We start from the raw sequence: 15,375 nt of genomic DNA on the forward strand, positions 1-15,375 counted from the left end.
TATTTTTGGATGAGTTTATTTTTTTATATGTGCGTGGGTTGGCGGGTTATATAAGATACGCAGTATATCATCCCCGATTTTTTCCATATTACCGGTATAGGTATTGCACAGCACGATCACCGTATTTCTGTCTTCCACACAACGGAGCAGGCAGCTGTTAAATCCGAGGATATTACCTCTTCTTTCTATCACCGTAAGATCCCCGCCAGGCTTAATGGAGGAAAGGCGGTTTACATAACTGCCTAAAGCAGTAAAGCCTCTGGCGTACTTGAGAAATCCCAGTTCCTTTACCGGTGTATACATCTCCGTTAGTGAGGCCGGTTGTAGCAACAGGCCGTCATAAAGTGCCTGGTCTACCCGGAAAAGCTCAGCAGCCGTAGTATAGAGCCCGCCGGCGGTGGCATAGTTTTCCAGATAACGGGCCTCATCGTTGTGAAGCGTATCCATGGCGGTGCCGGGACCATAGGTATAATTGTGATACCCGTAAGCCAGCTTCGGAATAATATCCTGCTGTGTGACAATGCCTGTACTGGTGAGTTTTAAGGGTGTCAGGATCTTTTCCTGTAATACCTGTCCCCACTTTTTACCAGTCACCTGCTCAATGACAGCCCCTAACAAAATGTAGTCTACATTGTTGTAGTGGAAGCGGCTTCCCGGAGTGAACAGCAGCGTGTCTTTAACATTATTGCGGATGAAAGCGCCAGGCTGTTTGATGGATTGGGTAGTGTAGTCCGGTACTTTATCACTGGGAAGGCCGGAGCTATGTACCAACAGCTGCCTTAGAGAGATCCGGGCATTGATGGAAGGCAGCAGTTCGGGGACGTAGGCAGATACAGGTTGATCGATATCCAGCTTTTTTTCTTCCTGTAGCTGCAACACCATAATGGCAGTGTACATTTTGCTAATGGAAGCAATTGGAAACCGTGTATCTGCTGTTACCGGGACTTTGAACTGCCGGTTGGCATAACCAAACTGGCCCGTATATACGATTTTGCCTTGCCGGGCCACCAATACTGTACCTTCCAGCTGACCCTGTTGATGATAACCTTGTAATACGCTGTCGAAGCGGTGTTGGAGGGATTGGGAGAAAACTGCTAACGGCAGTATGAGCATTGATAACAGGATATAGGGGCGCATTTTTTGATATTTAAAATATCAAAAAATGTTTTCCTGTTGTTGGTAATTTTAATCATGGAAACTTTGAAGGCCGCCGGCATTGCCTTTATAGCCTGACGCTGCTGTTGGGATTGACTTTTCAAAGATTTGATTAGATTCGCACTACGCACATAAATTCAACCGGAATGATTGAGCACTTTCCTTTTTACATAACCCTGATTTTAGTGATTATATTGCTGATAATGCTGGCCCACAGAATAAAGGTGGCCTATCCGGTGCTGCTGGTGGGGGCCGGATTGCTGATCAGTTTTATACCTGGCATCCCTGCGATGCGTATTAACCCCTCATTAATATTCATCATCTTTTTACCGCCGTTGTTGTACGAAGCTGCCTGGGCTATTTCCTGGAAAGAGCTGTGGCGCTGGCGGCGTATTATCGGCAGTTTTGCTTTTGTGGTGGTTTTCCTGACAGCCTTGTCGGTGGCATTTGTGGCCAATACCTATATTCCCGGCTTTTCACTGGCATTGGGTTTTCTGTTGGGAGGTATTGTATCTCCGCCGGATGCTGTTAGTGCCGGCGCTATTCTGAAGTTTGTGAAAGTACCCAAACGTATGTCTTCTATACTGGAAGGGGAGAGTTTGCTGAATGATGCTTCTGCGCTGATTATTTTTCGTTTTGCCATGCTGGCGATAGCAACCGGACAGTTTATCTGGTACGAGGCTGCACTGAGTTTTGGCTGGATGTTGCTGGGAGGTGTAGGGATCGGTTTGATAGTAGGCTGGATATTTATGAATATTCATAAACGGCTGCCTACCGACGCCAATATGGACATTATTCTCACTTTCGTAACACCATATGTGATGTATATGACGGCAGAAGAAGTGCATAGTTCCGGTGTGCTGGCCGTAGTAAGCGGCGGTTTGCTGTTGTCCCACCGGAGACATCATTTTTTAAAAGCTTCTTCCCGTTTGCGCGGGGTAAATGTTTGGGAGAGTATTGTATTTGTATTAAATGGGATCGTCTTTTTGCTGATAGGGCTGGACCTGCCGGAAATTACAGCCGGCCTGAAACAGGAGGGTATCAGTTTTTCGGCTGCTGTTGGTTATGGGTTATTAATAACGGTGGTGCTGATTGTTATGAGGTTTATAGCTGCTTTCGGTGCGGTGATTGTCACTATGATTGCGCGTAATTTTATTACGGTCGCGGATCCCACCTATCCCGGCTTAAGAGTACCGTTGTTATTGGGCTGGACAGGTATGCGTGGCGTAGTGTCGCTGGCTGCGGCTTTGTCTATACCCGTGCTGTTGGATGGTGAGCCGTTTCCACAGAGAAACCTTATCCTCTTTATTACCTTTATTGTAATACTCACCACCTTGCTGTTGCAGGGATTAACACTTCCGTCTTTAATTAAAAGCATACCGCTGCCAGCCTTTGATGACTATCTGTCTGAAGAAGACGCGGAATACGTCATCAGAAAAGGATTGGCCAAATGTGCACTGGAGCATCTTAACACCCGCTACAGCGAACAGCGGGGTCACCATATCTTCCTGCAACAGCTGGCTGATAAGTGGGAAGAAAAATCCCGGGAAGATACAGACCCTGCTTTGCCAGATGAAAGCAGGGACATATATCTGGACATTTTAAATCAGCAGCGCCAGTGGCTGCTGGATAAAAACCAGGAAGCAGAGCATGTTGATGAAGACATCATCAGGAAATTTTTACACCAGATAGATATTGAAGAAGAAAAACTTAAATTTATCTAGCAATATATTTTAACCTGTAGTAAGGCAACTCTCTGGAAACTTCAAAGCCCAGTTTATGGGCCAGTTTAAAGGAGCCGGTGTTACTCAGTTTGCAGGCCCAGATAGGTTCAAGATCTTTTTCTATGCAGTAGTCTATCAGTGCGGAACATACTTTATGCGCCAGCCCTTTTCCCCTGAATTGATCAATAGTTTCAATGCCCAGTTCCAGCACGCCTTTTTCAATGAAAGCTGCAAAAGCTACAGAGGCCAGTATGTTATCGTAATATAAACTATAGCCTACACCGTTAGTCTCAAAGTCAGCTGAGCTGCTCCAGAAGTTAGCCGGAATAACAGCCCCCTGCAAGGTTTCAAAAACAGTCTGTGTGGTAGGCGTAATTTGTATGCTGGCATCTGCCTGTTCTCCGGCTTTATAATCCAGGTATTTTTCTTTGTTGAATTTAAAATTGACTCTCGCGTCCAGTTCCACTTCAGGGATAAGTTGATGCTGATCATCTCTGAACAACTTATCCAGCACCGTATTCCATTCATGCGGAAATGTCTGCATCCATTCATCTTTGTCGCGCGGGCTATCAGCATTGATAATATATTCCCTGAACTGCTGATTAAACATTTTATTGTCGCTTTTTCCCAACAATAAAGACATCCCATAGGGGTGAATGATATAAAAGGTCTGAGGTTTTCCGATATTATCTACATATACTTTTCCGTCGATCTTTTGTTCAACAACGGAGCGTGCGAAATAGGTGTTGAATGGAACCGCTTTTAAAGATTCCATCAATGTGTGATAGTTATTTTTATCAAGTAATACCATCTGTTTATCTTTTAACAGTCAACATGAAATACAAATATAGCCCATGGCTTCAGCCCTGGGGCAATTATAAGGAGAAAATGGCGCAGTGAAGTAGTCCGGATGATGGATGGATAGTAGTCCGGTTGATATTATAAAAGGAAATGCCTGCAGGCATTTCCTTTTATAATGGAGTGAATATGCTGTTTATGGATATTGAGGTGCATTTTGGCGGAGTACAACTGTTATTAAACTAACGCTAATGTGCGTATTACGGGAATTTGTTACCGTAATGCTTCTGTTTTCCGACACGTGATTGATCTTTTTGTAATTCAGGGTAATGGGTGTGGAGGTGCCAGGGAACATGTATTTTACGATAACTCCCACATAGTGTCCAACTGCATCAGTAAATGTTTTAATCGAGGTGAAACCCAGATCGTCTGCTATCTCCACCTCTACATCGCTGATAGGAGTGCCATCAGCTTCAGTGACATAGCCGCTTACTTCAATTGTACACTGCTGTGCAAACAGAAAATGGGAAGTGCCTGCAATCAGGCATAAACATAACAGGACAGTTTTCATGAACATAGGAACAGAGAATTTACGTGCTGAAAAAGGATATTGTCATGATTAAAATAATAACCATTGCTGCGATCTCACAACAGTTGTGTGGTTATTGTATAAACTGCATCTCACACAGGTTTTTATACAGCCCGTAGTGATTATTGATCAGTTCTTCATGTGTACCTTCTTCTACAATTGTTCCTTTATCTATAACGATGATTTTATCTGCCTGACGGATGGTAGACAGCCGATGGGCGATGACGATGGAGGTGCGGCCTACCATGAGTTTATTGAGGGCGTCCTGCACGAGTCTTTCTGATTCGGCATCGAGCGCGGAAGTAGCTTCGTCGAGGATCAGGATGCGGGGAGCTTTTAAAACGGCTCTGGCGATGGCTACGCGCTGGCGTTGTCCGCCGGAGAGTTGAACGCCGCGTTCGCCTACGATCGTCTGGAGGCCTTGTGGCAGTCGTTGAATAAATTCCCAGGCGTTGGCTTTTTTGGCGGCCGTGATGATTTCTTCTTCGGTGGCATTGGGTTTTCCATAAGCGATATTTTCACCGATGGTGCCGCCGAAGAGGAATACGTCTTGTGGTACGGTAGCGATCTGGGAGCGGAGTGCCGATAATGGGTACTGATGACTTTCTTCGTTGTCGAAGAGGATTTGGCCGCTGACAGGATCGTATATGCGTAACAGTAAGGATACGATAGTACTTTTGCCGGCGCCGCTGGGTCCTATCAGGGCTATTTTCTGATCGGCCCATGCATCAAAGGATATGTCGGAGAGTACGGGCACCTCTTCCCGGCCGGGGTAGCGGAAGAATACGTTTTTGAACCGGATATTACCCTGCAGGATATGTTCAGGGGCGATGCTGGTAACGGGTGACAGTGACTCTGCGGGTTCATCGAGAATGGCGAGCAGATTTTCTGTGGCGCCGAAACTTTTCTGCAGGGCTGTATATACGTCTGCCAGGCCGCCGATGGAACTGCCGATAAAAAGAGAGTACAATACAAATGAAAACAGATGACCGCTATCGAGGCCAATAACAGCTCCCCTCCAGATGACTGCTACCAGGGCGCCGAAGATACCCAGAATCACAAAAGAGGAGAGGGCTGCCCGGTATTTTCCATTCTGAATACCGATAGAAGCCGCAGCATCGGTTTTTTCACGGTAACGGTTCATTTCCATGAACTCGTTGGCAAAAGCTTTTACGCTGAAGATGCCTTGCAGTGTTTCTTCTACAATGGTGCCTGAAGCAGCTACCTGGTCCTGTACTTTTTTAGAGAAGTGCCGGATGAAGCGTCCGAATATGACTGCGATGATTACCATCACGGGTAGGATGGCCAGCATAAAAACGGTGAGCTGTGCAGAGGTCAGCATCAGAAAAGCGATGCCGCCGATAACGATGATCAGCTGCCGTATAAATTCTGCGAGGGTAGTAGTGAAGGTTTCCTGCAGCAGTGTGATATCTGCGGATATTCTGCTGTTGAGTTCTCCCACCCGCCGGTGGAGGAAAAAGTTCATCGGCAGTTGTATCAGATGATTGTATATAGTCTGTCGTAAGGAGGCCAGTGATTTCTCTGATACTTTTACAAAAAGTATTGTTCTGAAAAATGCGCTGGCTGATTGAATGATTAGGATTCCTATTAAATATATACCAATCAGGTGAATGGGCTCTGATCCGGGCTGCTGTTTGCCTGCATTGACGAGTCGTCCCAGCAGGTCGGGGAATAATAGTCCGGCCAGACTGGATATCAGCAGTAGCAGCATGCCTGCAGCGAAGGAGGTGCGGTAGGGCTTCATGTATTTAAACAAACGAAGTGCCTGCTTAGGATTGGCTGCAGTATTTTTATTGACCGCAGCAGTTGTTGAGGGAGTGGTCATTGATAAATATTGGAATGATACAAAAAGGGTTTAACACGGTTGTTGGCAATACGGTTTCTGCATGGCTTATGAAACAGAATGTATGGATGCATAAGATTTAGCAACGGGCGGAAAGTTAAAGATAAATCGCTTTACCGCAATGAAAAAAATCGTTTTTATCGTCAAAGCTTTGTAAGTGCGTGGTTTGTATTAAATGATTGTTAACGGCAGCCAGCGATTACGATGCAGTGTGGTATGTAGTCCTTCCTGTTTACTGTTGCTGATTTTATATTTCAGCTGATTTTACATAGCAGTCGGCATGCCTGTATTTTCGTTCTGGCTTCACCGTGACCTGATAATTTTTTTTGCTGAATAAAATATGTTTGCTAAATTCGAATCACTAATAAGGACGATAGAAGTGTTAATTATTGTATGTAACGATAAAAAAAGTAGTTAACGGACCCTCAAGTAATCAAATTCCTTAAATGTTTTCAATGACTAACGCAAAGGGTTGAGCACAGCCAATACTATCCGGAAAATTCTCTGAACAACCTATTTGGATCTATGTGTTAACTTTAAATAAGTCATTAAACAATAAGCTACTTTATTTTTTTCAAGTGATGTGAAGAATATGGATTCACAATAGCGACAGCTTTGTTCGCTCCTGAAAAATGGATGATCATTTTTTAGGAGTGATGAGTACATAGACTTAACGGATCGCCTATGTCTTTTTTATACAATGAGTATCCTTTAGAAAATACCCTAAATGAGCGTTCAGATAACTGGCTGGTATGTGGTATATACCAAGCCCCGACACGAAAAAAAAGTTGCCGGTTTTTTGTCAGCTTTAGACATTGTTAACTTTTTGCCGACAACCAGAATGCTTCGCGTGTGGAAGGATCGAAAAAAGTACATTGATTCGCCTTTGTTTCCGTCCTATCTTTTTATATATCTGGAGGATCTGGAAACTTACTATAAAGTACTCAGCCTGGAGGCCGTACTTTATTATGTCAGAACAGGAAAGGAGGTGGTCAAAGTAAAAGAAGATGTTATCCATAGTATCCGGTTGGTAACACAACAGGTAAGTGATATGGATATTGAGGTCTCGGACGATTACTTTCAACCCGGAAAACAACTGATGATCAAGGACGGGATTTTATGTGGTTTGATCTGTGAGGTGGTGGAAATAAAGGGACAACAGAAAATCCTGGTACGAGTCAATATGTTGCAGAAGAATATTCTGGTGGCGGTATCTAGTGAATATCTCGATTCAATTTCAGCATAGTTTAAGCTATCTTGCCATTGTAATGCTTAACCTTTGAATTGTTCGGTCATACATTGGAAAACCCTGGCGCATCCTAAACACAGCATGGAGCCTCCCTTCTGCCCGTGGTATTTATCAGCCTGTACTTTCCTGAAACAAAGAATTGCTTGCGGAAATTATTCCGTGAATGGCGGAAGATTTAGGCAAGCGGACTTTTATTGATTTGGTACCGGAGAACGCGTTCCGGAACAGGAATATTTTGTCTATAACTAAACGCTGTCATGCGTGGAAAATTTGATCCTATGGAGAAAATTAATCTTTTCTGTCTGCCATTTGCCGGTGGAAGCAAGTATTCTTACCGGTTGTATGAAGAGCATCTGCCTTCATTTTTAAATATTATTCCGCTTGAGTACCCAGGCAGAGGTACACGTATGGGGGAACCATTAAAAGAAGATGTTAACCAGCTCGTGAATGACCTTTACCTGCAGATAGCCGATAAACTTGACCGGTCTGCATATGCCATCTACGGCCATAGCATGGGTGGGCTGATGTCCTACCTGCTCACCCGGAAGATCCTGGAAAAAAGAAGAACACCTCCGTTACATCTCTTTATCACCGGCACTTCCGGCCCGGGCGCGCTGTCGCGCACAGAGAAAAAAAGACATCTGCTCGATAAAAGATCATTCATCGAAGAAATCAGAAACCTGAATGGAAGCCCTGATGAAATTCTTCAGAATGATGAATTACTGGATTTTATAGAACCGATTCTGAGAGCGGATTTTAAAGTCTCTGAAAACTATGCCCATAGTTCCATTTCCCCTTTAAATATACCCATCACCGTTATTACCGGCACCAGGGAAGAGATGAAACCTGAAGATATCCAGCTCTGGCAGCAGGAAACCCTTGTTCCAGTGGACTTCAGACGGATGCCTGGTCATCACTTTTTCATCTTTAAATATCCGTACGAAATAGTCGGAATCATCGCCAAGAAATTACTTGTTCATCACAAATCATATCAATTATGAGCGAAACAAAAGTATACCTCAAGCCTAACGTAGTACTGGAGCCGCTGTATGACCGGTGGTATGCCTGGAGCCATCTGATATCGCCTGCCACTGCAGCGATGAATACCATTGCACGCCACCTGACTATCATGGATTCTTATCTGGATGATCCTGCTATTCATGCTGAAGCAGTGTTAAACCCGAAGATGAAAGGAGGCCCCTTCATGGACTTCAATGGCGGTAGGGTAGACGAGGTAAAAGCCCTGAAAGAAGATATTTTGAAACGTCAGAAAAGAGTCATCGAATTTGCCAATGCAGCGAAAGAACTGGACAAGATCCTGCTGGCAGAGTGTAAAGGTTTCGGACTGGAAAACGCTTATGGTCTTGTGCCGGACATCCTGAAAGGCTACGTGGAACTGTATTACGATCGCAATAACAACGCAGATTTCCGTTTCTTTGAATCGCTGCTGTACAGAAGCGAATTCTATAATAAAAGTGCCCAGAGCATCGCCTTGTGGATCACCGATAACGACCACCGTCCGTTCTGTTTGAGCACACCACGACTCAACGAACCAGATGTGTTGCATCTCGACATCCCCTTCGATCATCCTGGCATCGATGAAATAAGCCGCATGAAGAGAACAGGAAGACCACTGTCTGAAATCAAACAGATACTGGGCATCACACCTGAGCAGGAACCACTGTTTGAAACACTCTTCACAGAAACACCACCACCGGCGTATAAAAAATATACCGGCGACAAAATCCGCATGCGTTATTTCGGACATGCCTGCATCCTCGTGGAAACAAAAGATGTGAGCATCCTGGTAGACCCGTTGATCAGCTACTATGGCTATGAAACAGATATCGAACATTTCTCTGATGCCGACCTGCCGGATGTGATCGACTATGTACTGATCACCCACAACCACCAGGATCACATCCTGTTTGAAACATTACTGCCGCTGCGTCATAAAATCAAAAACCTGATCGTTCCGCGCACCAACAGTGGTAAACTGGAAGACCCGGACCTGAAACTGATGTTTGATAATATCGGATTTACCAATGTGGTAGCCGTGGATGAAATGCAAACCATCAAGTTTATAGATACTACTATCACCGGTCTGCCCTTTACCGGCGAACACAGTGATCTCAATATCCTCACCAAATCCTGTTACCTGGTAGAGATCAGCGGCTTTAAGCTGTTGTTCCTGGCCGATTCCAGGATTGTGGAATCTGCGCTGTACAAACATATCCATAGCGCAATTGGCGATGTGGATGTAATGTTCCTGGGTATGGAATGTGACGGTGCACCGCTCACCTGGCTGTATGGACCGCTGCTGACCAAAAAGATCTCCCGCGACCAGGACGGCAGCCGTAGGCTGGCCGGTTCTGACTGTGCCAAAGGCATGGCGCTGGTGGATATCTTCAACCCTAAAGAAGCCTACGTATATGCTATGGGTATGGAGCCCTGGCTCGAATTTATCAGCAGTATCAAGTATACCGATGAATCAAATCCTATCATACAGTCCAACAAACTGGTGAAAGAATGTGAGGCTAAAGGTATCATCGCCGAACGTCTGTATGGAGAAAAAGAACTGTTGTATGAAAGGAAGGAAGTGCTGATTGCTGAGTTGGAATAGTGCCGGCCTTTTTCTGATTGTTTGTTTACACTTGTTATTATTTCGCTGAAATAAATTCAGATAACCATTTCTTTTATACCTGCATCCACCCACCGGATGCAGGTATCCCCCAGTTTTTACTTCAAAATATAACTTATGCTACAACAGCTTGAAAACCTGTCTGCCTTTATAGGCAATACCCCCCTCATTTCTCTTCGGAACACAGATACTCCTTTATGGGCTAAACTTGAATACAACAATTTCTCCGGCAGTTCCAAAGACCGCGCGGGTTACAGCATTATCTACAATGGCATCAAATCCGGACGTATTAACCAGGATACTACCATTATCGCTTCCAGCTCCGGTAACCTGGCCATCGCCGTGGCTTCCATCTGTAAAATGCTGGACCTGAAATTTATTCCTGTCATTGATCCCAATATCAATGCGGCATACGAAAACCTGTTGAATCTTCTTGCTTACAAGGTGGTGAAAATTACGGAGCGTGACCACACCGGTGGTTATCTGCTTACCCGTATTGATACCGTCAACAAAATGCACGCAACCATCAACAACTCTTTTATCGCTGATCAGTACGGCGATCCCAACAACTATAAAGGATACTATGGTTTAACAAATGAGATCCTGGCCTGCCCTAAGCCCATTGACTACATATTCGTAGCCGTTAGCTCCAGTGGCGCTATTACAGGCATCTCCAAAAGTATCAAGGAAAAAAGACCGGAGATCAAGATTGTAGGTGTAGACGTAGAAGGCTCCGTGATTTTTAACGCACCACCGGTAAAACGATATATCTCCGGCATCGGCGCCAGCCAGGTTCCGCCTATTATTAAAAACGCCCTGATCGATGATGTGGTGATTCTCTCACAAACAGATATCATCAAAGGCTGTCTGGAATTGCTCAATGAGCAGGTGATCTTCGCAGGTGCTTCCTCCGGCGCTGTTTATCTGGCCGCTAAAAACTACTTCAGGGATATTTCCTATACAACCACTCCCAATTCACTGTTGATATTTCCTGACAAAGGCCATTCGTACCTTGATACTATTTACAACAAGGAATGGGCAACACAACTGGCTAACAAATTACAATCTGCATCTATCGCTTAATTAAAAATAAAAATATGCTCTATCTTAATGCTGATCATATTCGTGAAATAGGAATTGACTGGGAAAAACTGACAAACGTTATCAGTGATGCCACGGCTGCACTCCATCAGAATGATTTTTCACAACCGATAAAACCCTATCTGCGTTATGGTGATCCTAAAAACAGGATCATTGCCATGCCGGCCTATGTTGGCGGACAGGCGCCGCTGGCAGGTATCAAATGGATTGCCAGTTTCCCCGATAACATCTATCAGAAAAAGTTAAGAGCGCACTCTGTCACCATCCTGAATGAACATGACTCAGGAATACCGTTGTGTGTGATCAACACAGCTACTATCAGCGGCATCCGTACAGCCGCAGTTTCCGGCGTAATACTTAAAAAATATCTCTCCTCCAGGAATAAAGATCAACAATTTACCGTGGGTATTATCGGCTTTGGTCCTATCGGTAGAATGCATCTGAAAATGGTCACTGCGATTCTGGGCGATCGTGCAAACAGGATTTTATTGTATGATATCAACGGGGTTGATCTGACTGAAGTAGATCCTGCACTGAAAAGCAAGATAGTAGTGGCCGAATCCTGGCAGGACTGTTATACCGTGGCTGATATCTTCATCACCTGTACGGTATCATCAGCTCCCTATGTAAACATCCCGCCTGTTAAATCTTCCCTGCAACTGAATGTTTCGTTGCGCGATTATAAAGTGGAGATGGTGAGCCACATGGACGTTATGGTGGTAGATGATTGGGATGAAGTATGCAGACAAAATACAGACATCGAAAATATGCACAAGATCATGGGGCTGGAGAAAGGCGATACGTTGTCTATCGCTGATGTTGTCTGTAAAGATGCTTTACAGGACAAGGGCGATAGCATCGTTATGTTTAATCCTATGGGAATGGCCGTGTATGATATTGCCGTTGGTGGCCATTATTATCAGGAAGCCCGCAAAAGAAATGTCGGCATGGTGATGCCGGACTGATCACCCAATTCTAACAGGAGCATTGTTAACCCCACCGATATCAATGGTCATACCCAATTGCCAGTGCATGAACCACGCATGTGCTGTACTAATTAAACAAGCATAATATAACACTATGTCACTGCAAATAGTTCCGCTGCACCCTTCGCAGCATGATATCTATATGGACCAGATGATCCACCCGGATAGCCCGCAGAATAACGATGGCGGCTATACTAAAATGACAGGTCTGCTTGACAGGGAGAAATTCAGGGAAGCAGCTCTTTCCGTTCCGGATGTATTTGATGCTTATAAGCTACGGTTTGATCTCAGTGGCCATGTAGACCATGCTTTTCTGGACGAGGGTTTCCGGGAACAGGATTTACCGGAACTGGACTTTAGTGGAAAAGACCCGAATGATGTGTTGGAATGGATGTCTGAACAATTCAAAATACCTATTCCCATCAATAAGGAGAAACCACCCTATCAGCATTACCTGATCAGGGTTTCGGATACCCTTCATTTTTACTTCTTTAAATGTCATCATCTGGTGTCTGATGGATATGGTATGTCTTCCACCTTCCGGTATATAGCTAAGAAATACAAAGCACTGGTCGCCGGCGCGGGGGTAACGTTTAACTATCCTTCATACGCAGAAGAAGCTGCCAGGGCCGCCGCAGCCTATAACAACGAGGAGTATCTGAAGGAAGGGGAGTACTGGAAAAATAAAATACCCGCCAAACCGGCGTCCTTATTACAAAAGAAACCCCAATACGCTGCTGTCCAGGATCAACGCAGTGAATCCCTGGCCCTCGAGCTGCCGCCAGATACCCAGCGGTTTCTGGAAGCACTGCAGGAAAAGACCAAATCCAACCTGCAACAGTTGACAATCGCCGCTTTTATCATCTACTTTTACAGGATCCATCGCCGGGATGAATTTCATTTCGGAATGCTGCTGCATAGACGGAGAAACAAACAACTGCGCGATGTTGCAGGGATGTTTACCGGTGTTATTCCCTTCAAAGGCACCTATGTACCGGGAACGAAACTGATAGACCTGATCCGGCAGATATCTACTTCGCAAAGGGAAGATTACCGCTATCAGAACTATTTGCTGGGGGACCTGATACGCAAACTGAAAGTGAATCCGGCAGAAGATTATCTGCTGGAGGTGATCGTTAATAATGCCACCATCAATTCCCAGCTGGACTTCGGTGAAGGCATAGATGCAATCACCTTCAGTATACCTCCGGGATTTGTGCCCTTCCCGTTGGAAGTGCTCTGGCTTGACTATGGCGTGCTGCAACCTATCCAGCTTAGGATAGACTATCAGGTGCAATATTTTAATGCTGCAGAAATTACGTTGTTACGGGAACGGCTGTTGCACATATTGCAACAGTTCCCTGATGCACTGGAATCTGATATTGATGATATCGATATTTTGCCGGACGCTGAAAAGAAACTGTTAGATAGCTTCAATAACAACTCCCACATCAATCCGCCGGAGCATACTTCCGTGATTACGCTGCTGGCCGAACAGGCAGAGCGTTCTCCCGATGCGATAGCAGTGATGTTTGAAGGCATGACGCTCACCTATCGTGCCCTGCACGAACGTACTAACCAGCTGGCGCATTATCTGCAACGCAGAGGCGTGAAGGCCAATAAGCTGGTACCTGTATGTATTGAGCGTTCGGTGAATATGCTGGTGGCCATCCTGGGCATCATGAAGGCCGGAGCTGCCTATGTACCGATAGACCCGGAATATCCTGAAGAAAGGATACGATACCTGCTGGAAGATACCGGTGCTTATGTTATGATCAGCAGCAGCTACGGCAAAAGAAATATCCCGCGTGACATGGCGGTAAGCGTGATCATGCTCGATAATATTCCGGATATTTTCAGCAACGAATCAGTTCAACCGGTCGCCAGTACGCCGGCCCCTGATGATCTGGCTTATATGATCTATACGTCCGGATCTACTGGCCGGCCCAAAGGGGTGATGGTGGAACATAAAGGCATGCTGAACCACCTCTTTGCCAAAATAAATGATCTCAATATTCATCAATATTCAATAGTAGCTTTTACTGCTCCCTATACTTTTGATATTTCCGTATGGCAGATGCTGTCCGCTATAGCTTGCGGCGGTACTACCATTATTTATCCCGACCATCTCATTTATAACCCTACGGCCTTTATCCGTACTGTAGACCGTCATATGGTCACTGTGCTGGAGCTGGTGCCTTCCTATCTGGCTGCGTTGTTGAAGGAAAACAACGGTGTTACCCTTAGCCATCTGGAATATTTACTGGTTACCGGTGAAGCGGTGAGTGCACATACCTTACAGCAATGGTTTGCACATCCGGCATTTTCGAGGATTCCGGTGGTTAACGCTTACGGCCCTACGGAAGCTTCTGATGATATCTGCCACCACTTTATGTATGAGGCGCCCGAACAGGTTAATGTACCCTTGGGTAAACCTATACAGAACATGCGGATTTATATCACAGGTCCTTCGCTGGAACTGATGCCGATGGGAACACCCGGAGAAATCTGTGTGGCAGGCATTGGTGTGTCCCGTGGTTACCTTAACCGCCCGGAGCTGACTGCAGAGAAATTTGTGATCAACCCTTTTGAAACAACATTTGAGGAAAGGATGTACCGCACCGGCGACCTCGGCAGATGGCTGCCCGACGGTACTATCGAATACCTCGGCCGCCTGGACGACCAGATCAAAATCCGCGGATACCGTATTGAACTGGGAGAAATTGAGCATGTACTGGTGAAATGCCCGGCGGTCAACGAAGCGGTGGTCATCAAAACAGAAGGCGACAACACACAGCTGGTGGGCTATGTGGTGCCATCCGGTGAATTTGACAGAGAGGTCATACTCAATTTCCTGCAGGGCAAACTGCCGGAATATATGGTGCCTGCTGTGCTGATACCACTGGAAAACATTCCGCTGACAGCCAACGGGAAAATCGACAAAAAAGCACTGCCCGCGCCGGATGGACGCTCTCTGCAACCACAGGAATATGTGGCCCCCCGCAATGCAACAGAAGAAAAAGTAGCAGCCATTTGTTGCTCTTTACTCGAAATACAACAGATAAGCATACACGATAAACTGCCGGAGCTGGGAATGCATTCCCTGCTGATGATGCGTCTGGCTACAGCGTTACAGTCGCAGTTTGGCCTCACCATCACAGTCAGGGAATTGTTTAACCTGGTAACAATTGCCACACTGGCTAAACATGTGGCTACACAACTCTCCGCCAGAAAAGAAAAGAGGATCGTGTTGTGATCCTCATCGTAC

11 protein-coding genes are annotated in these 15,375 nt (G+C 45.5%); 7 read left to right on the forward strand and 4 right to left on the reverse strand.

Annotated elements, in window-relative coordinates; genetic code table 11:
- Positions 1-15 precede the first annotated feature (15 nt).
- A complete protein-coding gene (locus tag DF182_RS27035; protein ID WP_113618874.1) occupies positions 16-1,137 on the reverse strand; it encodes a serine hydrolase domain-containing protein in 1,122 nt (373 codons plus the stop codon).
- 164 nt (positions 1,138-1,301) lie between these two features.
- Between DF182_RS27035 and DF182_RS27040 the strand changes: the two genes are divergently transcribed.
- Positions 1,302-2,879, forward strand: a complete 1,578-nt coding sequence (locus tag DF182_RS27040) for a Na+/H+ antiporter (protein WP_113618875.1) — start codon at positions 1,302-1,304, stop codon at positions 2,877-2,879.
- On the opposite strand, the gene DF182_RS27045 is transcribed toward DF182_RS27040, so the two are convergent.
- The 3 genes from DF182_RS27045 to DF182_RS27055 form a co-directional block, all read right to left on the reverse strand.
- Positions 2,872-3,654 (reverse strand): GNAT family N-acetyltransferase, encoded by a 783-nt coding sequence (locus tag DF182_RS27045; RefSeq protein ID WP_211327222.1) that lies wholly within the window; start codon positions 3,652-3,654, stop codon positions 2,872-2,874. The two genes, DF182_RS27040 and DF182_RS27045, sit on opposite strands and share 8 nt — an antisense overlap.
- Before the next feature lie 219 nt (positions 3,655-3,873).
- Entirely contained in the window at positions 3,874-4,254 is a 381-nt protein-coding gene (locus DF182_RS27050; protein WP_113618877.1) for a peptidase associated/transthyretin-like domain-containing protein, read from the reverse strand.
- An 85-nt stretch (positions 4,255-4,339) separates the two neighbouring features.
- A complete protein-coding gene (locus tag DF182_RS27055) occupies positions 4,340-6,112 on the reverse strand; it encodes an ABC transporter ATP-binding protein (RefSeq protein WP_113618878.1) in 1,773 nt (590 codons plus the stop codon).
- 745 nt (positions 6,113-6,857) lie between these two features.
- On the opposite strand from DF182_RS27055, the gene DF182_RS27060 reads away from it, so the two are divergent.
- From DF182_RS27060 to DF182_RS27085, 6 genes are all read left to right on the forward strand, one after another.
- Complete coding sequence (locus DF182_RS27060) at positions 6,858-7,376, forward strand: UpxY family transcription antiterminator (protein WP_113618879.1); 519 nt, start codon at positions 6,858-6,860, stop codon at positions 7,374-7,376.
- Positions 7,377-7,657: 281 nt separating this feature from the next.
- Positions 7,658-8,380 carry a thioesterase II family protein gene (locus DF182_RS27065; protein ID WP_161964282.1) on the forward strand — a complete coding sequence of 241 codons (723 nt, stop codon included), beginning with the start codon at positions 7,658-7,660 and terminating at the stop codon, positions 8,378-8,380.
- Complete coding sequence (locus tag DF182_RS27070; protein ID WP_113618881.1) at positions 8,377-10,002, forward strand: MBL fold metallo-hydrolase; 1,626 nt, start codon at positions 8,377-8,379, stop codon at positions 10,000-10,002. Before DF182_RS27065 ends, DF182_RS27070 begins: the two co-directional genes overlap by 4 nt.
- A gap of 135 nt (positions 10,003-10,137) precedes the next feature.
- Positions 10,138-11,103: a pyridoxal-phosphate dependent enzyme gene (locus tag DF182_RS27075; RefSeq protein ID WP_113618882.1), complete on the forward strand. Its 966-nt coding sequence runs from the start codon at positions 10,138-10,140 to the stop codon at positions 11,101-11,103.
- 14 nt (positions 11,104-11,117) lie between these two features.
- On the forward strand, positions 11,118-12,086 hold the full coding sequence (locus DF182_RS27080; protein WP_113618883.1) for a 2,3-diaminopropionate biosynthesis protein SbnB: 969 nt from the start codon (positions 11,118-11,120) through the stop codon (positions 12,084-12,086).
- 115 nt (positions 12,087-12,201) lie between these two features.
- Positions 12,202-15,363, forward strand: coding sequence for a non-ribosomal peptide synthetase (locus DF182_RS27085; protein WP_113618884.1), 3,162 nt, complete (start codon positions 12,202-12,204; stop codon positions 15,361-15,363).
- Positions 15,364-15,375 lie beyond the last annotated feature (12 nt).

Origin of the sequence: Chitinophaga flava (genome assembly GCF_003308995.1) — a bacterium.
Taxonomy (GTDB): Bacteria; Bacteroidota; Bacteroidia; order Chitinophagales; family Chitinophagaceae; genus Chitinophaga; species Chitinophaga flava.